The organism is Rhizobium sp. BK112 (assembly GCF_014193215.1).
GTDB lineage: Bacteria > Pseudomonadota > Alphaproteobacteria > Rhizobiales > Rhizobiaceae > Rhizobium > Rhizobium anhuiense.
Map to the genome: position 1 here is coordinate 174149 of NZ_JACHYZ010000004.1, position 21339 is coordinate 195487.

22 protein-coding genes are annotated in these 21339 nt (G+C 62.6%); 10 read left to right on the forward strand and 12 right to left on the reverse strand.

The window, feature by feature from the left end; all coding sequences use genetic code 11:
• Positions 1-91: 91 nt before the first annotated feature.
• Complete coding sequence (locus FHT75_RS13495; protein ID WP_049810845.1) at positions 92-1168, forward strand: sensor histidine kinase; 1077 nt, start codon at positions 92-94, stop codon at positions 1166-1168.
• A 63-nt stretch (positions 1169-1231) separates the two neighbouring features.
• Here FHT75_RS13495 and FHT75_RS13500 read toward each other — a convergent pair whose 3' ends face one another.
• The 3 genes from FHT75_RS13500 to FHT75_RS13510 all read right to left on the reverse strand — a co-directional run bounded on the left by FHT75_RS13500 (position 1232) and on the right by FHT75_RS13510 (position 3169).
• Positions 1232-1786 carry a fasciclin domain-containing protein gene (locus tag FHT75_RS13500; protein WP_028755461.1) on the reverse strand — a complete coding sequence of 185 codons (555 nt, stop codon included), beginning with the start codon at positions 1784-1786 and terminating at the stop codon, positions 1232-1234.
• Between the two features lie 127 nt (positions 1787-1913).
• Positions 1914-2633, reverse strand: coding sequence for an anti-sigma factor domain-containing protein (locus FHT75_RS13505; RefSeq protein ID WP_028755462.1), 720 nt, complete (start codon positions 2631-2633; stop codon positions 1914-1916).
• Positions 2630-3169: a sigma-70 family RNA polymerase sigma factor gene (locus FHT75_RS13510; protein ID WP_025554809.1), complete on the reverse strand. Its 540-nt coding sequence runs from the start codon at positions 3167-3169 to the stop codon at positions 2630-2632. Before FHT75_RS13510 ends, FHT75_RS13505 begins: the two co-directional genes overlap by 4 nt.
• Before the next feature lie 143 nt (positions 3170-3312).
• Here FHT75_RS13510 and argB point away from each other — a divergent pair, with 143 nt between their 5' ends.
• On the forward strand, positions 3313-4200 hold the full coding sequence (gene argB / locus FHT75_RS13515) for an acetylglutamate kinase (protein ID WP_025554810.1): 888 nt from the start codon (positions 3313-3315) through the stop codon (positions 4198-4200).
• A gap of 71 nt (positions 4201-4271) precedes the next feature.
• On the opposite strand, the gene FHT75_RS13520 is transcribed toward argB, so the two are convergent.
• Positions 4272-5042 (reverse strand): isocitrate lyase/phosphoenolpyruvate mutase family protein, encoded by a 771-nt coding sequence (locus FHT75_RS13520; RefSeq protein ID WP_025554812.1) that lies wholly within the window; start codon positions 5040-5042, stop codon positions 4272-4274.
• The gene (locus tag FHT75_RS13525; RefSeq protein WP_025554814.1) at positions 5039-6139 is read right to left on the reverse strand and encodes a bifunctional transcriptional activator/DNA repair enzyme AdaA; all 1101 of its coding nucleotides are present in this window, start codon (positions 6137-6139) and stop codon (positions 5039-5041) included. Before FHT75_RS13525 ends, FHT75_RS13520 begins: the two co-directional genes overlap by 4 nt.
• A gap of 102 nt (positions 6140-6241) precedes the next feature.
• Here FHT75_RS13525 and FHT75_RS13530 point away from each other — a divergent pair, with 102 nt between their 5' ends.
• The gene (locus FHT75_RS13530) at positions 6242-6949 is read left to right on the forward strand and encodes a pyrimidine 5'-nucleotidase (protein WP_028755463.1); all 708 of its coding nucleotides are present in this window, start codon (positions 6242-6244) and stop codon (positions 6947-6949) included.
• Positions 6950-7118: 169 nt separating this feature from the next.
• On the forward strand, positions 7119-7757 hold the full coding sequence (locus FHT75_RS13535) for an EF-hand domain-containing protein (protein ID WP_025554967.1): 639 nt from the start codon (positions 7119-7121) through the stop codon (positions 7755-7757).
• A gap of 78 nt (positions 7758-7835) precedes the next feature.
• Here FHT75_RS13535 and FHT75_RS13540 read toward each other — a convergent pair whose 3' ends face one another.
• Positions 7836-8702 carry an LOG family protein gene (locus tag FHT75_RS13540; protein WP_025603433.1) on the reverse strand — a complete coding sequence of 289 codons (867 nt, stop codon included), beginning with the start codon at positions 8700-8702 and terminating at the stop codon, positions 7836-7838.
• Positions 8703-8896: 194 nt separating this feature from the next.
• On the opposite strand from FHT75_RS13540, the gene dapD reads away from it, so the two are divergent.
• The 3 genes from dapD to FHT75_RS13555 all read left to right on the forward strand — a co-directional run bounded on the left by dapD (position 8897) and on the right by FHT75_RS13555 (position 11635).
• Entirely contained in the window at positions 8897-9757 is an 861-nt protein-coding gene (gene dapD / locus FHT75_RS13545) for a 2,3,4,5-tetrahydropyridine-2,6-dicarboxylate N-succinyltransferase (RefSeq protein ID WP_028755464.1), read from the forward strand.
• Between the two features lie 101 nt (positions 9758-9858).
• A complete protein-coding gene (gene dapE, locus FHT75_RS13550; RefSeq protein WP_025554657.1) occupies positions 9859-11052 on the forward strand; it encodes a succinyl-diaminopimelate desuccinylase in 1194 nt (397 codons plus the stop codon).
• A complete protein-coding gene (locus FHT75_RS13555; RefSeq protein ID WP_025554655.1) occupies positions 11039-11635 on the forward strand; it encodes a hypothetical protein in 597 nt (198 codons plus the stop codon). Before dapE ends, FHT75_RS13555 begins: the two co-directional genes overlap by 14 nt.
• Before the next feature lie 6 nt (positions 11636-11641).
• On the opposite strand, the gene truA is transcribed toward FHT75_RS13555, so the two are convergent.
• The 6 genes from truA to FHT75_RS13585 all read right to left on the reverse strand — a co-directional run bounded on the left by truA (position 11642) and on the right by FHT75_RS13585 (position 16282).
• The gene (gene truA, locus FHT75_RS13560) at positions 11642-12448 is read right to left on the reverse strand and encodes a tRNA pseudouridine(38-40) synthase TruA (protein ID WP_025554654.1); all 807 of its coding nucleotides are present in this window, start codon (positions 12446-12448) and stop codon (positions 11642-11644) included.
• Positions 12448-13383 carry a methionyl-tRNA formyltransferase gene (fmt, locus tag FHT75_RS13565; protein WP_025554652.1) on the reverse strand — a complete coding sequence of 312 codons (936 nt, stop codon included), beginning with the start codon at positions 13381-13383 and terminating at the stop codon, positions 12448-12450. Before fmt ends, truA begins: the two co-directional genes overlap by 1 nt.
• 20 nt (positions 13384-13403) lie before the next feature.
• On the reverse strand, positions 13404-13826 hold the full coding sequence (locus tag FHT75_RS13570) for a type II toxin-antitoxin system VapC family toxin (protein ID WP_025554650.1): 423 nt from the start codon (positions 13824-13826) through the stop codon (positions 13404-13406).
• Entirely contained in the window at positions 13823-14107 is a 285-nt protein-coding gene (locus tag FHT75_RS13575; protein ID WP_025554648.1) for a FitA-like ribbon-helix-helix domain-containing protein, read from the reverse strand. The genes FHT75_RS13570 and FHT75_RS13575 overlap by 4 nt, the downstream gene beginning before the upstream one ends.
• 65 nt (positions 14108-14172) lie before the next feature.
• Entirely contained in the window at positions 14173-14688 is a 516-nt protein-coding gene (def, locus tag FHT75_RS13580; protein WP_025554647.1) for a peptide deformylase, read from the reverse strand.
• A 97-nt stretch (positions 14689-14785) separates the two neighbouring features.
• On the reverse strand, positions 14786-16282 hold the full coding sequence (locus FHT75_RS13585; RefSeq protein WP_025602812.1) for a globin-coupled sensor protein: 1497 nt from the start codon (positions 16280-16282) through the stop codon (positions 14786-14788).
• A gap of 205 nt (positions 16283-16487) precedes the next feature.
• Here FHT75_RS13585 and FHT75_RS13590 point away from each other — a divergent pair, with 205 nt between their 5' ends.
• From FHT75_RS13590 to FHT75_RS13600, 3 genes are all read left to right on the forward strand, one after another.
• Positions 16488-17714: a DNA recombination protein RmuC gene (locus FHT75_RS13590; RefSeq protein WP_025554388.1), complete on the forward strand. Its 1227-nt coding sequence runs from the start codon at positions 16488-16490 to the stop codon at positions 17712-17714.
• Between the two features lie 115 nt (positions 17715-17829).
• Positions 17830-18729, forward strand: a complete 900-nt coding sequence (locus FHT75_RS13595; RefSeq protein ID WP_025554389.1) for a ribokinase — start codon at positions 17830-17832, stop codon at positions 18727-18729.
• 242 nt (positions 18730-18971) lie between these two features.
• The gene (locus tag FHT75_RS13600; RefSeq protein ID WP_183844897.1) at positions 18972-21308 is read left to right on the forward strand and encodes a methyl-accepting chemotaxis protein; all 2337 of its coding nucleotides are present in this window, start codon (positions 18972-18974) and stop codon (positions 21306-21308) included.
• The last annotated feature ends 31 nt before the right edge of the window (positions 21309-21339 follow it).

The window sequence follows — 21339 nt, forward strand, 5'->3', positions numbered from 1 at the left end:
GCCGCCGATCAACGCTTGCGTCCCCGCAGGTTTTAAAGCAACCCTAGTTCTCCTGCTGTGCGGGAGCAGCCGCGTCCAAGAGTAAGATTTGATGACCGATAGCAAAGACCAGCCGATTTCGCCGGAAGGCGTCGGCAACTTGCCCCATCTTGCCGAAGCCCTTGATGACGACCGGTTTCGACACTTTCTCGATCATGTGCCATTCGCAGTGGCTGTCTCAGAACTCAGTGGCGACGAGCTGCTGATTTACGTCAACCTCGAATTCGAACGGCTGACGGCGCTTGAGGCAATCGAGGTCCAGGGAAAACCTTGGCCGGAAATTAAGCTGAACTCCACCGCTGTCTCCGGAGAGGCGTCGCTCACGGCCGCTGTGACAACTGCGGAGGATTATATTGGCGCCTTCTCGCTGGTGGCCGAACCCGACAGCACCGTCATTGTCGATGTCTGGTCGAATACGATCGTCGACGATGACGACACGCCACTCTTCCGATTGGTGGCCTTTGCTGCCCGCAATGAGGCGACGGCCGCTGAGAGCTTCAGCGAACTGCTGACGGAGAAAGATGTCCTTCTGCGGGAACTTCAGCATCGCGTGAAGAACAATCTTCAGATGATCACGGCGCTCATCCGAATGGAGGCGCGCAACGCTCAACAGAATGAGGAAAGCGAGAGGTTTGCACGGCTTGCCGGGCGGATTGAAGCCTTGGCCCTGCTCTATCGCTCGCTGTCAGACGAAGAGAAAGGCGCCACTGTCGATCTTGGCACCTATGTCAGCCAGATTGCCGCCTCGGTGATGGCGGCCCACGCGGTGGAAGGGATCCGGCTGGACATGAAGGTCGATACCTGGCCGGTTTCGGTCGATGTCGCCATGCCGGCCGGCCTCGTCATCAACGAACTCCTCACCAATACGCTGAAGCATGCCTTCGTGGGGCGTGATGGCGGCGAAATCACGCTCCGCTGTGTCGTCAGCGATACCGGGTGCAGGATCACCGTTGCTGATAACGGGGTCGGCCTTCCCCAAGATGTGACTTGGCCGCAGCCGGGAAAACTGAGCGCGATGATCGTACAGTCGCTGAAACAGAATGCCCGCGCCGAGGTTGAAGTAAGCTCGTCCCCTGGCACCGGCATGAGTGTCTCCCTCGTCTTCCCGAGAGCGGAAGCGGCCCAATAGCCACCTCGTCAATTTGCGTTAGGGGCGCCTCAACAGCGCCCCATGCCTTCGTCGATACGAGACTTACATCTTCGGCAGCAGCACCTTGTCGACGACGTGGATGACGCCGTTCGACTGTTTGACGTCGGCGATGGTCACATGGGAAACGCCGCCGTTTTCATCGGTCAGCGTGATCTTGCCCTTGCTTTCGCGGGCTTTCAGCACGCAGCCGCCGACGGTCTTGATGTCGTGCTCGCCGCCGTCATCCTTGATCATCTTGGCAACGGTCTTGGCCATCGCATCGGCGGCAACGACGTGGCAGGTCAGAACCTTGGTGAGCGTCGCCTTGTTTTCCGGCTTCAGCAGCGTTTCGACGGTACCCTTCGGCAGGGCGGCGAAAGCTTCGTTGGTCGGCGCGAAGACGGTGAAGGGACCCTTGCCCTCGAGCGTGCCGACGAGGCCGGCGGCCTTGACGGCTGCGACCAGCGTCGTGTGATCCTTGGAATTCACGGCGTTCTCGATGATGTTCTTGCTGTCGAACATTGCAGCACCGCCGACCATCGGGTTCTTGGCGGCAGCAAAGGCGACAGCCGACATGGCGGTGGCGAGCGCGAAGCCGCGCAATACGGACTTGATCATGATTTTCTCCTCACCGGACCCCATCCGCCGGCTTTATGCCTGAGCGTCGTCCGGACATTTCGAACTACGACGGTCCGCGCCGAAGAGTTTCAGACAGGAGAAAATGATTTTTACGGCCGGCGTGATTTTATGGCCGGTGCAGGGGGCCGCTTGCGATCACCGGGCCGGTCGCCTGGCCGGTCGGCGAGCCGCCGAAGGGCTCGAGGCTGACGGCGAGCGTTGCACCATCGGCGATATGGCTGCGCAGATCGGCGGGAATGACCAGTTCGCCGCTTTCGCCCGGCTGGAAGACGCCGAGCGATTTCGGCAGGCCGCTGCCGGGCACCAGCCAGAGTTCCAGCGACTTCTCTTCCGGCTTGCCGGCCGCGACCGGCACGATCTTCAGCCGGCCGCTCTGCAGCTCATAGGAGGCAAGAAGATTGATGGTGCTGTTCTGGCCCGAAAGCGACGCCACCAAAGGCGCCGGCCCCTGCGGCTGCGGCACCACGCCGGAGGCGAAGATGACGGCACTGACGGCGACGATGACGCAAGCAAAGCTCAGCGAGCGCCAGAAAACGGCGGAATTCCAGAGCCCATGCGAAAAGGATGCGGCCTTTTGGCTATCGCCGAAAAGCCGCGCCTCGATCTGCTTGAAGGTTTCCCGGTTCGGAGCAACACCTTCATACTCGTCATTGAAGGCGGAAAGATTGGTTTCCCAGCGGCTGACGATCGCCGCGAAAGGCCGATCGTGGCGCATGCGCTCTTCCACCACCCGGCGGTCCTGCAGCGACAGGACGCCAAGCACATATTCGCCGGCGAGAACCTCGTCGCGGGAGCGGTCTCCCTTGCTTTTGTCGGGCGATGTCATCGTTCCATGCACTCTCTCAGTTTCAAGAGGCTGCGCCTGAGCCAGGTCCGCATCGTGTTCAGCGGGACACCAAACTGATCGGCCAGTTCCTGATAGCTCAGCCCTTCGACATAAGCCCGTTTCACCGCGACCGCACGATCAGCTTCCAACTCTTCCATGCAGGTGTCAATCCGCCTTCCTTCATCCTTCGTCACCGTCTGCATTTCCGGGTCGGGTCCGGCATCGGCAAGATCGTAGGCACTGTCGAGTTCGTCGGCGACAGGCTTGCGCGCCCGCAGCGCATCGATCGACCGGTTGCGGGCGATTGCGGCCAGCCACGCCGACGACGAACCCGTGGCAGCCTGGAAGCTCCGAGCCCGTTGCCAGATGCTGATATAGACTTCCTGCAGGGCTTCTTCGGCTTCCGTGCGATCCTTCAAGATACGCAGGCAGACCGCAAAAAGTTTCGGTCCGGTTTGGTTGTAGAGGGCCACGAAAGCCCTGCGGTCGCCGAGTGCGACGCGGCCGATCAGGTCTGCGATCTCATCGCCTTGCATGGCGTTCCTCATCTCAAGCTTGCGTGCGCCGGGCGGCGAAGTGCTCCGGCTCCGCGCCAGATACGAAAAACTATTACCCTCTGGATTATTCCCTCTGTCAGAAACTTGCGATAAAAGGCCGCGATCAATTCTGCGGGGTTCCCATGAACGAAACCGAAAGCGAACTGCAGGCACGGCTTCTGGCCAAGGCGCTGCCCTTCATGCAGCGTTACGAGAACAAGACGATTGTCGTGAAATATGGCGGCCACGCCATGGGCAATCCCGAGCTCGGCAAGGCCTTTGCCAGCGACATCGCGCTCTTGAAGCAATCGGGCGTCAACCCGATCGTCGTTCACGGCGGCGGCCCGCAGATCGGCGCCATGCTGAACAAGATGGGCATCGAATCGAAATTCGAAGGCGGGCTTCGCGTCACCGACCAGAAGACGGTCGAGATCGTCGAGATGGTGCTCGCCGGCTCGATCAACAAGGAAATCGTCGCGCTGATCAACCAGACGGGCGAATGGGCGATCGGCCTTTGCGGCAAGGACGGCAACATGGTCTTCGCCGAAAAGGCACGCAAGACCGTGAAGGATCCGGATTCGAACATCGAGCGCGTGCTCGATCTCGGCTTCGTCGGCGAAGTGGTCGAGGTCGACCGCACGCTGCTCGATCTGCTCGCCCGCTCCGAGATGATCCCGGTCATCGCGCCGGTGGCGCCTGGCCGCGACGGCGCGACCTACAATATCAATGCCGATACCTTCGCCGGCGCCATCGCCGGCGCGCTGAACGCCACCCGGCTGCTCTTCCTGACCGATGTGCCCGGCGTGCTCGACAAGAACGGCCAGCTCATCAAGGAGCTTTCCGTCGCCGAGGCGCATGCGCTGATCGCCGACGGCACGATTTCAGGCGGCATGATCCCGAAGGTCGAGACCTGCATCGATGCGATCAAGGCCGGCGTCCAGGGTGTCGTCATCCTGAACGGCAAGACCGCGCATTCCGTGCTGCTCGAGATCTTCACCGAGCACGGCATCGGAACGCTGATCGTTCCCTGATCGAGGCTTGCGCCCTTCGCTGCGAAGGGCGCATCGTCCTGATCTCGCGACTATCGCCAGGGATATCGGCGTCAAAGCTGGCTATAGATCGCCGCCGCTTCCTGCTTCAGCTTGTCCATCATCGACCGGTAAGGTCCCGGACCATAGCTGATGCGGCCGACGCCGAGCCCAGCCAACGTTTTCACGTCAGGGGCGCCCGTCCTCATCATGACGTTGACCGGCAGCGGCGATGCCGCACAGATTTTCTCGATCAAGGCGGGATCGATCAGACCCGGCACGAAGAAGCCGCTGCCGCCGGCCGCCGCATAGGCCCTGCCGCGCTCGATCGCCTCATCCACCAGACCGGCATGTTTGGCAAGATCGCTCTCGGCGAGGAAGAGGTCGGTGCGGGCGTTGATGAAGAAAGCGATGCCTTTGGCTTCGGCCATGGCGCGAATGGCGCGGATGCGGGCCGCCTGCCTGTCGATGGGATAGAGCCCGCTGCCGGCGACCACCTGATCCTCGAAATTGATGCCGACCGCACCGACCTCCACCAGTTTTGCCACATTGGCCGCAGCCCCCTCAGGCTCGGCCGAATAAGCGCCCTCGAAATCGACCGAAAGCGGCAGGTCGATGACCGAGGTGATGGATTTCGCGGTCTCGACCAGCACCGACATCGGCAACTTCTCGCCATCGGCATAACCATGGGCAGCAGCGACCGACCAGCTTCCCGTCGCCAGCGCCTTGGCGCCGGCATCAGCAACCGCCTTGGCCGTCCCGGCATCCCAGATATTGTAGAGAACGACCGGGTCGCCCTTCCGATGCAATGCGCCGAATGCCTTGGCCTTTTCGTTCTGGTTCATGCTGTCTCCTCCATATCAGGTACTTGATCAGGTGCCTGGTCAGCTGCTTGCGCGCTGATTTTCTGTTCATGCCGCAGCAGCCATTGCTTGCGCCATAGTCCGCCGCCATATCCCGTCAGCGATCCGTCCGCGCCGAGGATGCGATGGCATGGCACGATGATGGCGAGCTGGTTGGCGCCATTGGCACGGCCGACGGCGCGCACCACTTCCGGCCGTTCCATCTCTCTTGCGAGATCGCCATAGGCGCGCGTCTGGCCGGCAGGGATATCAATGAGCTTTGCCCAGACATGTTTTTCGAAGGCCGTGCCGCCAAGCGCCAACGGCGTCTCGAAGACCGTCAGCCGCCCCTCGAAATAGTCCCTGATCTCAGCCTCGATCTGGTCGATCGCCGGCGTGCGGCCGATTGCGACCGAGGAGCGGACGCGCTTTTGCAACGCCTCGAGCTCGGTCGGCAGCGCCTTACGGTCATGAAATTCGAGGAGATGCAGGTGCGTCTTGTCGGCAACCGCGATCATCGGGCCGAGCGGCGTGTCGAACCAGTCGGCAAAAAGCAGTTCGCGGTTCTGCGACAGCGCCGGCGCCTTGCCGATGAGCCGCTGAAAAGCCGCTCGAAAACCACTTGGGGATTCATATCCCGCATCGAGCTGCGCATCGATGACACGCGCCCCATTGGCCAGTTGCCGCGCCGCCTCGCCGAGCCTGATATAGCGGACGATATCGTGGAAGGTCATGCCGAGCGCCCGTTTGAAGGCGCGGCGCACGGTCGAGGGATCGTGACCCCGGCGCACGAGTTCATCCTCGCTCCAGCGCAGTTGCGGCGCGCGATCGAGCTCTGCCAGCAGTGCGTCGACGATCGGCTCCCTGCCCGGCTGCTCCAGCGGCCTGCAACGCCGGCAGGGGCGGAAGCCGGAATGCATGCAGGCGGCGATCGTGTCGAAAAAGATGGTATTTTCCCGCTTCGGCTTGCGTGCCGGGCAGGTCAGCCGGCAGAAGATGCCCGTCGTCTTCACGCAGACATAGGCCTGGCCCTCATAATCGGCGCTGCGCGCGATCAGGGCGTCATAGAGCGTATCGTCATCGGGGCGTTCGAAAAGCATGCCGGCTTTCTAGCATCCTCGGCCCCAGCCGTCCGCCGAAAATCGGGCGTCTATTTCTTCTTGTCGATTTCCTTGGGCGAACAGCCGTGCCATAAGACCGCCATGACAAAGATCGACCGCAAACCTGATAAAGCCGATTTCGCGCACGTCACAGACTGGGTCTTCGACCTCGACAACACGCTCTATCCGCATCATGTCAATCTGTTCGCGCAGATCGACAAAAACATGACGGCCTATGTCGCGGCGCTCCTGCAGATGGAGCGGGAAGAGGCGCGCAAGCTGCAGAAGCAATATTACCTCGACCACGGCACGACGCTGCAGGGCCTGATGATCCATCACGGCATCGACCCGAACGACTTCCTCGAAAAGGCGCATGCGATCGACTATTCGGCGCTGACGCCGCAGCCGGAACTCGGCGAGGCGATCAAGGCGCTGCCGGGGCGCAAGTTCATCTTCACCAATGGCAGCGTCAGGCATGCCGAAATGACGGCGGAGGCGCTCGGCATTCTCGAGCATTTCGACGATATCTTCGACATCGTCGCCGCCGACTACGTGCCGAAGCCGGCGCAGGCGACCTACGACAAGTTCACGGCGTTGAAGCGCGTCGAAACCGGCAAGGCGGCCATGTTCGAGGATCTGCCGCGCAACCTGACGGTGCCCAAAGCGCTCGGCATGCAGACCGTGCTGCTGGTGCCGCGCAATCTCGAAGAGACGGTCGTCGAATGGTGGGAAAAGACCAGCGGCGAAGAGGATCATATCGATTTCGTCACCGACGACCTCGCCGCCTTCCTCAGCAAGATTACCGGCTGACAGCCAGTCTTTATTTGATGCATGTCGTTGTCCCAAAACCGCTGCACAGTTTTGGGCGACATGCATTGATTACGAAGTTTTCACTTAGCTTACCGATGTTTAATTGGGTCTTTCGGGGCTGCTGCCGTAGCTTCTTTCGTGAGGGGACACCTTACGAAAGGCAAACACGATGTACCGCAACAAGCTGATACTGGCAGCGCTTTCTTCCACCCTCATCTTCGGCGCAGCCGCCGGAGCAGGCTATGCCGCACCCGGTGACGGGCCGCGTCAGCATCCCGGCAGGCACGGTCCCATGCACGGTGGGGGACCTGCCGCCTTCCGCGAAATCACCTATGTCCGCATGCTCAAGCAGTTCGACACCAACAAGGACGGACAGATCTCCAAGGACGAGGCGACCGCCGGCATCGACAAGGTCTTCGCTGCGATCGACACCAATAATGACGGCTCGCTGACCCCGGGCGAAATCCAAGCGTACCAGAAAGCGCAGATGCAGGCGATGAGAGATCAGCGCAAGCAGGAGGCTGGGGAAAACAAGGATGCGAACGCCGCAGCCGAGACGGCGGACAATGACGACCAGGGACGGCCGCCTCGCGAAGGCCACGAGGGTCGCGACGGACATCGCTGGATGCGCCATGGCGGCAACATCATGCGTGCCTCGATCATGATGCACCGGGTCGACACCGATCAGAACGGCCAGATCTCCAAACAGGAAGCCGAAGCCGCCATCGACAAGCTGTTCACCCGGATGGACCGCAACAAGGACGGAGTCATCTCGATCGACGACATGCCGGACCGGCCGCTTCTGTAAGGCCGGACAAACCGATATCTTTCCCCGCTCCGGCGGGGAAAGAGTGGGAGGTTCGGCGAAACGCCGCGTTTCTTGTCCTTATTCGCGGTGTTCGTAGAAATCCTGGATGATCTTCCATGCGGCTTCGGCCGTATCGACGAAGCTGATCAGCTTGACGTCGTCGGGCGCGATCGTGCCGAATTCGGCCAAAGCATCGAAATTGATGATGCTTCGCCAGAAGGTCTCGCCGAAGAGGATCAGCGGCAGGCGCTCCATGCGGCCGGTCTGGATCAGTGTCAGGCATTCGAAGAATTCGTCGAGCGTGCCGAAGCCGCCGGGAAAGACCGCGATCGCCTTGGCGCGCACCATGAAATGCATCTTGCGGATGGCGAAATAGTGGAAGTTGAAGCTGAGCTCCGGCGTCACATAGACGTTCGGCGCCTGCTCGTGCGGCAGCACGATGTTGAGGCCGATCGACGGGGCGCCTTCGTCGGCGGCGCCGCGATTGCCGGCCTCCATCACGCCGGGGCCGCCGCCGGTGACGATGACATATTCGTGGAAATTCAAGGTGGCAGAATATTTCGAGCAGAGCCGGGCGAATTTGCGCGCCTCGTCATAATAGACGGAGGCCGCCTCCAGGTTGACGCGCTGGATATCGTTGCGGGCTGCCCAGGCGCTCTGGCCGGGGGCGGGAATGCGGGCGCCGCCGAACATGACGACCGTCGACTTGATGCCGCGTTCGGTCAACATCATCTCCGTCTTCAGCAGCTCCAGCTGCAGGCGGATCGGCCGCAATTCCTCGCGGCAAAGGAAATCCTCGTCGACATAGGCAAGACGGTAGGCCGGCGACATCGTCTGCGGCGTCTTCGGCACGGCTTCGGCACGCTGCCTGTCGGTCGAGCTGCTCTTCAGCGGGTCCCATACGCCATCCTTGCGCCGCGAACCGCCGTTTCGTCCCTTCGCCATATCGTAATGCCTTTCAGTATTGCCGGCCAAGAAGCCGGATATGTCGCTATAACGCCTTGAATCCAGATATGATCTTGTCGGAAAAATCATTCCGTTCTACGGGTTCATGCTGTAGAGCAGGATTGACCCCCGCCAACCGCAATTCCGGAGACTTCGCCGTCTCCACGATAAAGATCGAAGTTTAAGGAATTCTCATGAGCGCCACCGACCTCGCATCCCTCGAAAAGACCATCGAAGCCGCCTTCGACAATCGCGACAATGTGAACATGTCGACAAAGGGCGAGGTTCGCGATGCGGTCGAGGCAGCACTCAATCTGCTCGATGCCGGCACGGTCCGTGTCGCGACGCGCGGTGCCGACGGCGCCTGGACGGTCAATCAGTGGCTGAAGAAGGCCGTGCTCTTGTCCTTCCGCCTCAACGACATGGAAGTGGTCAATGGCGGCTCGGGCAATTCCACCTGGTGGGACAAGGTTCCTTCGAAATTCGAAGGCTGGGGCGAGAACCATTTCCGCGCCGCCGGCTTCCGCGCCGTGCCGAACTGCGTCGTGCGCCGCTCGGCCTATATCGCCCCGAATGCGATCCTGATGCCCTCCTTCGTCAATCTCGGCGCCTATGTCGGCGAAGGCACGATGGTCGACACCTGGGCGACGGTCGGTTCCTGCGCGCAGATCGGCAAGCATGTGCATCTCTCCGGCGGCGTCGGCATCGGCGGCGTCCTGGAACCGATGCAGGCCGGCCCGACGATCATCGAGGACAATTGCTTCATCGGCGCCCGTTCGGAAGTGGTCGAAGGCTGCATCATCCGCGAAGGCTCGGTGCTCGGCATGGGTGTCTATATCGGCAAGTCGACCAAGATCGTCGATCGCGCCACCGGCGAGGTGACCTACGGCGAAGTGCCGCCCTATTCCGTCGTCGTCGCCGGCTCGATGCCGTCAGGCAATGCGACGATGGGCAACGGCAAGCCGGCGCCGCATCTCTACTGCGCCGTCATCGTCAAGCGCGTCGATGAACAGACCCGCTCGAAGACCGGCATCAACGAGCTGCTCAGAGATTGATGACACCGGGACATTGATCCGGTAAACAGACGGCGTCTTTTTACGCGAGGCAGCCCTGCCTTGCCATGTCTTTGCCATTCCCGCCGGATAGTTCGACCGCCATGACCGCTACCGATCCCGTCGCCAATCTCCAGACGCTGATTCGCTGCCCTTCCGTGACGCCCGCCGAAGGCGGCGCGCTCACAGCGCTGGAGGCTATGCTTGCGCCGCTCGGCTTTGCCATCGACAAGGTGAAGGCGAGCGAAGAGGGAACAGCCGATATCGAAAACCTCTATGCCCGCCTCGGCAAGGACGGCCCGCATCTGATGTTTGCCGGCCATACCGATGTCGTGCCGGTCGGCGACGAAGCCGCCTGGACGCATCCGCCCTTTGCCGCCGAGATTTCGAAAGGCGAGCTTTTCGGCCGCGGTGCCGTCGACATGAAGGGCGGCATCGCCTGTTTCATCGCCGCCGTCGCCCGTCATATCGAGAAAAACGGGCCGCCGGCCGGCTCGATCTCCTTCCTGGTTACCGGCGACGAAGAAGGGCCGGCGATCAACGGCACGGTCAAGCTGCTGCAATGGGCCGCCGAACGCGGCGAGCGCTGGGATGCCTGCCTGGTCGGCGAGCCGACCAATCCGGACAGGCTCGGCGACATGATCAAGATCGGCCGGCGCGGCTCGCTGTCGGGCAAGATCACCGTGCATGGCGTCCAGGGCCATGCCGCCTATCCGCATCTTGCCGACAATCCGGTGCGCGGCATGCTGCAGCTGACGCAGGCGCTGATGGATCCGGCCTTCGATGGCGGCACCGACGACTTCCAGCCGTCGAACCTCGAGGTGACCACGGTCGATGTCGGCAATCCGGCGACCAACGTCATCCCGGCCAAGGCGTCGGCGAGCTTCAATATCCGCTTCAACGACAGCTGGACGGTCGAGACGCTGCGGGCCGAAATCCTGCGCCGGCTGGAAGCCGCCGCCGGGGACGGGGCGCTGCGACCGGGCCGTCAACCGGTGAAATACGACATCGTCTGGGCCGACCGGCCGAGCCATGTCTTCCTGACGCGCAACAATGCGCTGATCGCCTCGCTGTCCTCGGCCGTCGAAAGCGTCGCCGGCCAGTCGCCGAAGCTTTCGACCACCGGCGGCACATCGGATGCGCGCTTCATCAAGGATTATTGCCCGGTCGTCGAATTCGGCCTCGTCGGCCAGACGATGCACATGGTCGACGAGCGCGTCGCGGTCGCCGATCTGGAGATGCTGACGGCGATCTACGAGACCTTCATCGCCCGCTGGTTCGCCAATGCCGGGCTTTAGGGAAGTTCAATATTACCTGGCCGGCCTCTGGTTGCTGATCCGGCTGGATCCGCGCGGCTTCCGCTACCTCGACATGTCCGAGCGCGGCGTCAACCGCTCATTCTGGGCAATGGCCTGGTGCCTGCCGCCGATGGGGATTTCCTGGCTCTGGTGGCGGCAGGCCTTCCTGCGGTCGATGCCGCCGGAAGCCGATGTCGATGTTGCCTTCTATCTCAGGCTCGGCCTCGTCGAGATCGCCAACTGGTTCGTGCCGCTGGTCTTTGCCGGGCTGCTCTTGCTTGCTTTCCGCATGGGCGAGCGTTTTGCCCCCGTCGTCGTCAGCGTCAACTGGCTCGGCGTGCCCCTCTCCTACATCAACGGGCTGCTGCTGGCGATGGTGGTCTTCCTGCCCGGCTCCGTCGGCCTCGTCTCGCTGCTGCTGCTGGCCTTCATGCTGGCGCAGGTCTTCGCACTGGCGCGCATTCTGCGGATGATCTGCCACGGTCACGCACTGATGGTCGGGGCGATGACGCTGGTGCTGCTGGTGCCATCGATGATCCTTTCGGAATATCTTCAGCACTTCCTCGGCATCTATCCCGCCTGATCAGGCCTACGAAAGATCGGCGTCATCATCGGTATCGCTGATCGGCCGGCGGCGGTCGGTGATGACGTCGGGATAATCCACCTGCATGAAATAGAGCCCGTCGGGCGGCGCCACCGGACCGCAGGCCTTGCGGTCGCGCGCCTGAAGCGCCGCCTCGACATCGTCGGGCGTCCATTTGCCTTCGCCGGCAAGCTTCAGCGTGCCGGCGAAGGAACGGATCTGGTTGTGGAGAAAACTCTGCGCCGTGGCGCGGATCTCGATCAATTCGCCATTGCGGGTCACATCCAGCCGGTCGAGCGTGCGCACCGGGCTGTTTGCCTGGCAATGGGCCGAGCGGAAGGTGGAGAAATCGTGCCGGCCGACCAGCCTCTGAGCGGCGGCGTGCATGACCTCGTGGTCGAGCGCCTTCGGTACCCACCAGGCCTTGCCGGCTTCGAGCGCCAGCGGCGCCCGGCGACTGACGATGCGGTAGAGATAATGGCGCCGCAGCGCCGAGAACCGAGCATCGAAGAATTCGGGAACCGCCTCGACGTCGAGAATGGAGACGCGCTCGCCGGCCAGCCGCAGATGCGCGTTCAAGGCATTCTGCAGCTTGTAGGGCGACCAGTCCTTCGAAAGATCGGCATGGATGACCTGGCCCATGGCATGGACGCCGGAATCTGTGCGGCCGGCGCCGCGCACCGACACCGTCTCGCCGGTCAGCGACAGCACCGCCGCTTCGATCGCGCCCTGCACCGAGGGACCATTTTCCTGGCGTTGCCAGCCGACATAGGGGCCGCCGTCATATTCGACGGTCATGCGGAAACGCGGCATCAGCTAAGCCTCGTGCCGGCCGCAAGCGGCGTGCCTCTCAAGAAATCGGCCGCGGCCAGCGGCTTGCCGCCGGCCTTCTGCAGCCTGGTCAGCTGCACCGCGCCCGAACCGCAGGCGACGACGAGATCGTCCGTCAGCAATTCGCCTGATGTGCCTTGCCCTTCGGCCAGCTCGGAGGCCAGCACCTTCACCCGCTCCGGCTTGCCGCCGATCGCAAGCTCGAACCAGGCGCCCGGAAACGGCGCCAGGCCGCGGATGTGATTGTGCACGTCCCTGGCGTTTCTGGCGAAATCGATGCGGGTCTCGGCCTTGTCGATCTTGGCGGCATAGAGCACGCCCTCTTCCGGCTGCGGCGTCAGCGGCAGGTCGTTCATCTCGAGCTTCACCATGGCTTCCGCCATCGCCTTGGCGCCTACGAGCATCAGCCGGTCGTGCAGCTCGCCAGCCGTCATGTTCGGGCCGATCTCGACTTCGCGGGTCAGCGCCACTGCGCCGGTATCGAGACCCTTGTCCATCTTCATCACCATCATGCCGGTCTTTGCATCGCCCGCCATGATCGCCCGCTGGATGGGTGCGGCACCCCGCCAGCGCGGCAGCAGCGAGGCATGGCCGTTGTAGCAGCCATCCCTCGTGCCGTTCAAAATCGCTTCCGGCAGCAACAATCCGTAGGCAACGACGACGCCGACATCGGCATTGAGGGCGCGAAACCTCTCGCGCTCCTCTGGGTCCTTGAAATTGACCGGGGTGAAAACCGGCAGACCGAGCAGTTCGGCTGCCTGGTGCACCGGCGATTTCTGCAGATCGAGCCCGCGCCGCCCGCCCGGCCGCGGCGGCTGGGTATAGACCGCAACGATCCGGTGGCCGGCATCGACGAGCAGGCGCAGGGTCGGAACCGAGAACTCGGGGGTTCCCATGAAGATGATGCGAAGAGACATTCTATCTCGCCAATTGAGGATCAGCCGTCTTCAAACGGGTTTACGAGCTTGAGATCAAGCCCCTCGAAATCTTTGACATTGCGGGTGGCGAGCGTCGCACCGTTGGCAAGGCAGATAGCGGCGATCATGGCGTCCTGGACCGAAATCGGCCGCCCGATGCTTTCGCGTTTCGCCCGCAAGCGACCAGTCACTATAGCCGTTTCCAAATCCCAGCCAACGATGCGGTCACGAAATTGGCCTTTTACCAAATTCTCGATAGCCCGGAAGAAGCGGTCCGATCCGGTCTTCAAGAAAACCCTTTCGGCTCCATAAATCTGCTCCATCAAGCCGACCGTGCAAAACCAGATTCGCGAGCTATCCTGCCGCAATATCCAAGCCTTCACCTTTTCACTTGGATATGGCCTGGCGAACTCGGAAACCACATTGGTATCGAGAACGATCATTCGAAATCCTCGAACGGCCGGCCGAAATCCTTTTTCCGCGCGGCCTCGATTTCGTCCATGATTGCGGCAAATTCATCGTCCACTGCGTTTTCGCTGACAAAAGCGGCGCGTATTGCTTCATAGGCCGACAAAGTCTCGGGCTTTGCTTCGTTTTTCCTTTTCAGCGCTTCCCGCAAAAGTTCCTTGGCCTCGTCAGAAAGGCTGTTTCCGCTCCGCTGCGCCGATTCCGCAATGTCTCGCTTCATCGCCTCGGAAATATTCCTGATCAGAAAATCACCCATGCGGCGCCTCCATCATGATATCACTGATATCATAGTGCTTTGCCGATAAGTTTTCAACGTGCTGCTCAGAGCGCCTTGGACTTCGCCGCCTTGGTGAACTTCTTGATGACCATCTCCCGCTTCAGACGTGAGATGTGATCGATGAACAGCACGCCGTTCAGGTGGTCGATCTCGTGCTGCAGGCAGGTGGCGAGCAGGCCGTCGGCTTCAACCGTCTGTTCCTTGCCGTTGCGGTCGAGATATTTGACCGAGACGACGGCCGGGCGCTCGACCTCGGCATAATAATCCGGAATCGACAGGCAGCCTTCCTCGTAGACGGAGCGCTCGTCGGACGATGTGACGATCTCCGGGTTGATGAAGACCTGCGGCTGCTTTTCCTCGCCCTCGCGCGAGACGTCGATGACGAGCATGCGGCGCGGCACGCCGATCTGGACTGCGGCAAGGCCGATGCCCGGTGCGTCATACATGGTTTCCAGCATGTCGTCGGCAAGACGCTGCAGGTCGGCATCCACCCGCTCGATCGGCTTGGACAGCTGGCGGAGAATAGGATCGGGAAGAATGATGAGTGGCTTGATGGTCATGGCGTTCCCATAACCCATCTTTTCCGACTATGGAATTATCCGGCAGGCGGGGAATACGCTTTTTTGCATCCCCGCCTGGAATTTTGCCATATTCTCCTCAGGCCGCCCGGCGGGCAGCGAGGGCGGAATGGCCCTCCGGCCGGGCGCGGAAGCGCCGCAGCAGCTCGATCAGCTTCTCCACCTCGTCCTTGAGGCGGCGGGTTTCGGCTGAGGAGTGCTCGACCATGTCCGAATTCTGCTGGGTGATCGCCCCCATGTTGCGGACCGCCACGCTGACCTCGTTGACGCCGGTCGCCTGATCGCGGGCGGCGGCGGCGATATCGGCGACGAAACGGTTGATGATGTCGATACGACTGATCATGTCGTTCAGCGCCTCGCCGGTGCTGGAGACGATGCCGACGCCCTGATTGACCTGGGTCGAGCTCTGCGAGATCAGGTTCTTGACCTCCTTGGCCGCATCCGCCGTGCGCTGGGCGAGCTGGCGGACCTCCTGGGCGACGACGGCAAAACCCTTGCCGGCATCACCGGCACGGGCTGCCTCGACACCGGCGTTCAGCGCCAAGAGGTTGGTCTGGAAGGCGATCTCGTCGATGACGCCGATGATCTTGGAGATCCCGGTCGAGGATTTCTCGATGCCGGCCATCGCCGAAACGGCGCTGGTGACGAGCTCACCGGAATTCTTCGCCTTCTCTTGCGTCTCGCGTACGGCGGCCGAAGCCTTCTCGGCATTGGCGGCCGTCTGGCCGACGCTAACGGAAAGCTGCTGCAGCGCCGCCGAGCTCTCCTCGACACCGGCCGCCTGCTGGGCGGTGCGCAGCGCCAGATCGTTGGTCGCATTGGCAATGACGTCGGCGCCGCTCATGATATGGCCGGAGGTGTCGCGCACGGAGGCGAAGGACTGGCTTAGCGCCCTGACGGCGCGGTTGTAATCCTCGGCCATCTGCCTGAAATTGCCCGGCAGATCGGACGGCAGGGTGGCTTCGAGATCGCCGCGCGACAGCGCTTCCAAGCCGCGGCGCAGCTGTTCCAGCGCGACTGCCTGGTCGGATTCGGCCCGGGTGCGCTCCTCTTCCAGGGCCCGGCGCTTGGCTTCGAGCGTCTCGAGATAGACCGAGATGGAATAATCCATGTCGAGCATGCCGGCCTTGATGACGGCCGACAGCTTCTCGGCCAGCTGCTTGCCTTGCCGGCGCGCGAAGACCGACGGCCACTGTTTCTCCATGATGCCCTTGACGAGTTCGGACATGACGATGGCGTAACCGCCGATATACCAGCGCGGCTCCAGCCCGATGCGGGCATGCGTCCGCCCGACCGCCGTGACCCCGTCGACATAGCTCTCGTCGAATGCACCGCCGGCAAGATTGGCCCAATGATCCTGCTGGCGCTTCTTGGCATGGCCGACGTGGTTCTTATCGGCGAAAAAGCCTGCGACCGCAGGGGTCCTGGCGATCTTGGCGTAGAATTTATCGAGGGCGCCGCCGATCAGTTCCGATATGACGGGGCGCAGATCCCGCATCGACCTGCGCGCCGCCTCATCCAGTTCGATGAAATCGAGGCGCTGCCTGAGGGCACTGTCGGTCTGCTGGGATGTCATGGAGGGTCTCTGTACTTGGCGCAAGGCGCGGGAAGGAATTTCTGCGCCACAGGTTTTGGCGAATATGGTTGAGCAATCGTTAAATCGGGCGGCGATTTCTTCTTCATCAGCTGGGAAGAGCAGCAGCCTGTGAAGATCGTAAGGGCCGGCAATTCTGTTCACGTTTTGATCTATATATTGCCGTGTCTTCTGTTATGCTCGCGGTATGACCGTCCATTCCGAATCGCTCGCCCTTTCCCTTGCCTCGATCAGTCCGGCCATGCTGGCGCTTGGCGGCGGGGTTCTCGCCGCCCTCGTCCTGCTGGTGATCGTGCTTCTGCTGCGCGGCGCCAGCCTTCGCCGCGAACAGGCAGAGGAGGCGAGCTTCCGCGCCGGGGAAAACGAAGCGCGCATGGCCGAGCTTTTGAAGATCCAGGCGGAGATGCAGGGCCGCATTGCGGCGATGACCGAGGTCTTCGGCGCGCGCCAGAGCGAACTCAACCAGACGATCAGCCAACGCCTCGACGGCATGTCGCAGCGCGTCAGCTCGACGATCACCGAACAGACGAAATCGACGCATGAGAACCTGCGGCGGCTGCAGGAGCGGCTGGCGGTCATCGATGCGGCGCAGAACAATATCCAGAGCCTCGCCAAGGATGTCGTCGGGCTGCAGGCCATTCTGTCCAACAAGCAGACGCGCGGCGCCTTCGGGCAGTCGAGGATGGAAACGATCGTCGCCGACGGCCTGCCGATGGGCGCCTACACCTTCCAGCAGACGCTCTCCAACGGCTCACGGCCGGACTGCACGATCCGCATGCCGAACGACGCGCCGCCGCTTGTCATCGACGCGAAATTTCCGCTCGAAGCCTGGAACGCGATCCGCGACGCCGGCAGCCCCGAGGCCGGCAAGATCGCCGGCCAGCAGTTCCGCCGCGACATGGAGATCCATATCCGGGACATTTCCGAGAAATATCTGATCCAGGGCGAAACCCAGGATACGGCCTTTCTCTTCGTGCCCTCGGAATCGATCTTCGCCGAGATCCACGAGCACTTCGAGGCCGTGGTGCAGAAGGCGCACCGGGCGCGCATCGTCATCGTCTCGCCGTCGCTGCTGATGCTGTCGATCCAGGTCATCCAGGCCGTGCTCAAGGACCAGCGCATGCGGGCGCAGGCGCATCTGATTCAGGGCGAGGTGGCGATACTGATGGACGATCTCGGCCGGCTCGACGAGCGGGTGCGCAAGCTGCAGGGCCATTTCGCCATGGCGCAGAAGGATATCGACATGGTGGTCACGTCAGCCGACAAGCTCACCAAGCGCGGCGCCAGGATCGAAGCGCTGGAATTCGAGGCGGGCGGCGGCGAGGCAAAGCCTGCCCGCGACAGCGAAGCCGCGGCCAAATCGGTGGAAAGCCGCACCGGTCTTCTGAAGCTCCGGGTGGTTGACGAGGAGTGACCGCTTCGGGCAGTGTCTCGCCCGCATGAAACAGCAGGAGCATGACGCCGTCCGAAAACCGCGCCTAGTTTTCGCCATGACGTCGCTTGCAGGCTCCAAAAGACGGGACACCCTGATGATCACAGTTTTCGGGTCCATCAACATGGATCTCATCGCCACGACCGAGCGCCTGCCGAAGCCCGGCGAGACGGTGGCCGGCAACGGCTTTGCCACGGCCGCCGGCGGCAAGGGCGCCAACCAGGCGCTGGCAGCGCGCCGCGCCGGCCGCTATGTGCATATGGCCGGCGCCGTCGGCAAGGATGGCTTCGCCGCGGATGCGCTGGCCCTGCTCGATGATGCCGGCACCGACCTTTCTCTCGTCAAGCATGTCGACGGCCCCACGGGCACGGCGCTGATCCTTGTCGGCGGCGACGGCGAAAACATGATTGCCGTCGTTCCCGGCGCCAACGGCCTGGTCACGCCTGCCGATGCCGAGAAAGCGGTCGGCCGCATGAACGAAGGCGATCTCCTGATGCTGCAGCTCGAAGTGCCGGCGGCCGCCGTCGAACGCGCGCTGTCGGCAGCCCGCGCCAAGGGCGTCACCAGCATCCTCAACCTTGCGCCGCTCATCCCCGATGCGGCCCAACTCGGCCGGCTCGCCGATATCGTCATTGCCAACGAGACCGAGTTCGAGCGGCTGGCCGGCCAGGAGGGCATGGACGCTGAAGCGCGCGAGGCCGCCCTTACCCGCCTGCATGCGGAGACGGGCCAGACGCTGATCGTGACGCTCGGCGGCGATGGCGTCATCGCCATTCGCGACGGGGCAATTTCACGGGCACAGGGCCTCAAGATCGAACCCGTCGATACGGTCGGCGCGGGAGATACCTTCTGCGGCTATTTCACTGCCAGCCTCGACGACGGCCTCGATTTTGCCTCGGCGCTGCGCCGTGCGGCCGTCGCCGGTTCGCTCGCGTGCCTGAAGGCCGGCGCGCAACCTTCGATCCCCTGGAGCGAGGAAGTCGCAGACAGAATATAGGAAGCGTCCCTTTGCGAAGCCGCCGGCAAAACCCCCGGTAATTCAGGGTGTTCCGGCGGTTTTCCTTGCCTTGATCAAGCAAGTTTCATTCAAATTTAAGAGATCTCTGGCGATGTTGCCCGCGGTCGCAGGTTCCTCGCGCTTTCAGGAATCGGCAACCACGCGGCGGCTCCATGACGGGGCGATGCCTTCGCTCCTGCGCCGGAGAATGCCCGTTCGGCGCATCCTTGTCCGAGGACCTCATGTTCATTTTTCGAATGAAATCGCTTGCGGCGAAACTCATCGTCATCACCGGCATCGCCATCGCGCTTGTTCTCATCGTTTCGAATTTTTTCCTCATCGGTCAGACCCGGGATCGGGTCCAGATCCTGACGATGGATCAGGCCAACCTCGAGGCAAAATCGATCGCCAATGAAATCGCCGCCAATGTCGGCGAACTCGCCAGCGCCGCGCGCACCATGTCGGGCGTCGTCGGCCGCGGCCATGAAGGCAAGTCGCTCGATCGCAAGGGCATGATCAACGAGCTGAAGGCCAATCTCGAACAGAACGCCTTCGCCTTCGGCAGCTGGTTCTGCGAGCAGCTCGGCGCGCTGGATGGCAAGACCACCGAGATCGCCAACAATAATGACGAAGGCACGAACAAGAACGGCGCCTTCACGCCCTACTGGTCGAAGACCAAGGATGGCGGCATCCAGTATTCGACCTTCGACAATGACTATACCGCCGAATGGTGGAAGCTCGCCGCCGACAGCGGCAAGGGCGCGATCACGACGCCCTATATGGCCGAAGGAACGGATGTTCCGACGCTGCTGACCTCGATCGCCTATCCGGTCATGTCGGCTGGCAAGATGATCGGCGTCGCCGGCGTCGACATTTCGCTGAAGTCGCTCACCGACAAGCTGCAGGCGCTGCATCCTTTCGGCTCGGGCCGCGTCACGCTGCTGTCGCAGGCCGGCAACTGGATCGTCGCGCCGATCCCCGACCTGATGACCAAGGAATATAGCGGCGAAGGCGCCGACATCGTCAAGACGGCGCTGTCGAGCAAGCAGCCCGGCCTCGTCAGCAACCTCACATATGACGGCCTCGCTCCCTTCGACCGCGTCGTCTATCCCTTCGCGGTTCCCGGCGTCAACGCCACCTGGGTCGTGCTCGTCGACGTCCCGCACACGGCGATCAACGCCCCGGTGCAGGACCAGACCTACATGATGATCGTCAATGGCCTGATCGTGCTCGGCGCGGTCATGCTGGCGCTCTATTTCGCCGTCCGCTCTTTCGTGCAGCGGCCGCTCGGCGGTCTCGTCGCCAGCGTCAAGGCGCTCAGCGACGGCCAATATGCCGAACCGGTCGCCGCCCAGGAGCGCAGCGACGAAATCGGCTCGGTCGCCAAGGCGCTCGAAGGTTTCCGCTTCAAGCTCGCCGACAGCCGGCGCCTTGAGGACGAGGCGGCCCGAGAGCGTCAGGCTGCGGAAGCCGAGCGCGGCCGCTCGGAATCGGAACGCCAGGAATCGTTATCGCTGCAGCGCCATATCGTTTCGATCGTCGGCGCCGGCCTTTCCGAGCTGTCGCAGGGCAATCTCGCTCACCGCATCACCGACGACTTCCCCGGCGAATACGGCAAGCTGAAACAGGATTTCAACGCCGCCCTGGCGAGCCTGGAAGAGACCATCAACACGATGAACCTCAGCGTCGCCAATATCGGCTCCGGCACCGGTGAGATCAGCAGCAGCGCTTCCGACCTCGCCAAGCGCACCGAACAGCAGGCGGCAAGCCTGGAAGAGACGGCGGCCGCGCTCAACGAGCTCACCGCGCAGGTCGATTCCAGCGCCGAGAATGCGCGCACGGCTGCCGACAACGTCAACCTCGCCTGCCAGGATGCGGAAAAATCCGGCGAAGTGGTGCAGAAGGCGATTGCCTCGATGCAAGGGATCGAACAGTCTTCGACGGAGGTTTCGCGGATCATCGGCGTCATCGACGAGATCGCCTTCCAGACCAACCTCCTGGCACTCAACGCCGGCGTCGAGGCCGCGCGTGCCGGAGAGGCCGGCAAGGGTTTTGCCGTCGTCGCCCAGGAGGTGCGCGAACTCGCGCAACGGTCGGCCAATGCCGCCAAGGAAATCAAGACGCTGATCAACACCTCGGCTGTCCAGGTCAAGGAAGGCGTCGATCTCGTCGGGCGCGCCGGCGGCACGCTGCACAAGATCGCCGAACAGGTGATGGGCATCAACGACCTCATCCGGCAAATCTCGGCATCGGCCAGCGAACAGGCTGTCGGCCTGAAGGAAATCAACCAGGCCATGAACCAGATGGACCAGGTGACGCAGCAGAATGCGGCCATGGTGGAGGAAGCGACCGCCGCCAGCATGGTCCTCAATGACGAAGCGCAGACGCTGAAGACGCTCGCCACCCGCTTCAGCGTCTCGGGGGGTAACTCCGCCGCACTCGCCTCCGTCGCGCAAAGGATGCGCGCGCCTGTTGCCGCGGCCTCTTCGCATCGGGTGGCCGCGCCTGCGGTTCGCCACGCAGCCGCCCCGTCGCGCGGTTCGGCGGCCGTCGCCCAGGACAGCTGGGAAGAATTCTGATCGTTTCAGCCGCTCATCCTGAAAAAGGCGC

Bases quoted from the DNA above. Each gene is read 5' to 3' on its own strand.
- FHT75_RS13540 (WP_025603433.1), bottom strand. From the start codon at position 8,702: ATGGCGAAGGGACGAAACGGCGGTTCGCGGCGCAAGGATGGCGTATGG.
- FHT75_RS13530 (WP_028755463.1), top strand. From the start codon at position 6,242: ATGACAAAGATCGACCGCAAACCTGATAAAGCCGATTTCGCGCACGTC.
- FHT75_RS13510 (WP_025554809.1), bottom strand. From the start codon at position 3,169: ATGCAAGGCGATGAGATCGCAGACCTGATCGGCCGCGTCGCACTCGGC.
- FHT75_RS13570 (WP_025554650.1), bottom strand. From the start codon at position 13,826: ATGATCGTTCTCGATACCAATGTGGTTTCCGAGTTCGCCAGGCCATAT.
- FHT75_RS13500 (WP_028755461.1), bottom strand. From the start codon at position 1,786: ATGATCAAGTCCGTATTGCGCGGCTTCGCGCTCGCCACCGCCATGTCG.
- FHT75_RS13535 (WP_025554967.1), top strand. From the start codon at position 7,119: ATGTACCGCAACAAGCTGATACTGGCAGCGCTTTCTTCCACCCTCATC.
- fmt (WP_025554652.1), bottom strand. From the start codon at position 13,383: ATGTCTCTTCGCATCATCTTCATGGGAACCCCCGAGTTCTCGGTTCCG.
- FHT75_RS13575 (WP_025554648.1), bottom strand. From the start codon at position 14,107: ATGGGTGATTTTCTGATCAGGAATATTTCCGAGGCGATGAAGCGAGAC.
- dapE (WP_025554657.1), top strand. From the start codon at position 9,859: ATGACCGCTACCGATCCCGTCGCCAATCTCCAGACGCTGATTCGCTGC.
- FHT75_RS13555 (WP_025554655.1), top strand. From the start codon at position 11,039: ATGCCGGGCTTTAGGGAAGTTCAATATTACCTGGCCGGCCTCTGGTTG.
- FHT75_RS13595 (WP_025554389.1), top strand. From the start codon at position 17,830: ATGATCACAGTTTTCGGGTCCATCAACATGGATCTCATCGCCACGACC.
- FHT75_RS13525 (WP_025554814.1), bottom strand. From the start codon at position 6,139: ATGCTTTTCGAACGCCCCGATGACGATACGCTCTATGACGCCCTGATC.
- truA (WP_025554654.1), bottom strand. From the start codon at position 12,448: ATGCCGCGTTTCCGCATGACCGTCGAATATGACGGCGGCCCCTATGTC.
- def (WP_025554647.1), bottom strand. From the start codon at position 14,688: ATGACCATCAAGCCACTCATCATTCTTCCCGATCCTATTCTCCGCCAG.
- FHT75_RS13590 (WP_025554388.1), top strand. From the start codon at position 16,488: ATGACCGTCCATTCCGAATCGCTCGCCCTTTCCCTTGCCTCGATCAGT.
- FHT75_RS13600 (WP_183844897.1), top strand. From the start codon at position 18,972: ATGTTCATTTTTCGAATGAAATCGCTTGCGGCGAAACTCATCGTCATC.
- FHT75_RS13520 (WP_025554812.1), bottom strand. From the start codon at position 5,042: ATGAACCAGAACGAAAAGGCCAAGGCATTCGGCGCATTGCATCGGAAG.
- FHT75_RS13505 (WP_028755462.1), bottom strand. From the start codon at position 2,633: ATGACATCGCCCGACAAAAGCAAGGGAGACCGCTCCCGCGACGAGGTT.
- FHT75_RS13495 (WP_049810845.1), top strand. From the start codon at position 92: ATGACCGATAGCAAAGACCAGCCGATTTCGCCGGAAGGCGTCGGCAAC.
- dapD (WP_028755464.1), top strand. From the start codon at position 8,897: ATGAGCGCCACCGACCTCGCATCCCTCGAAAAGACCATCGAAGCCGCC.
- FHT75_RS13585 (WP_025602812.1), bottom strand. From the start codon at position 16,282: ATGACATCCCAGCAGACCGACAGTGCCCTCAGGCAGCGCCTCGATTTC.
- argB (WP_025554810.1), top strand. From the start codon at position 3,313: ATGAACGAAACCGAAAGCGAACTGCAGGCACGGCTTCTGGCCAAGGCG.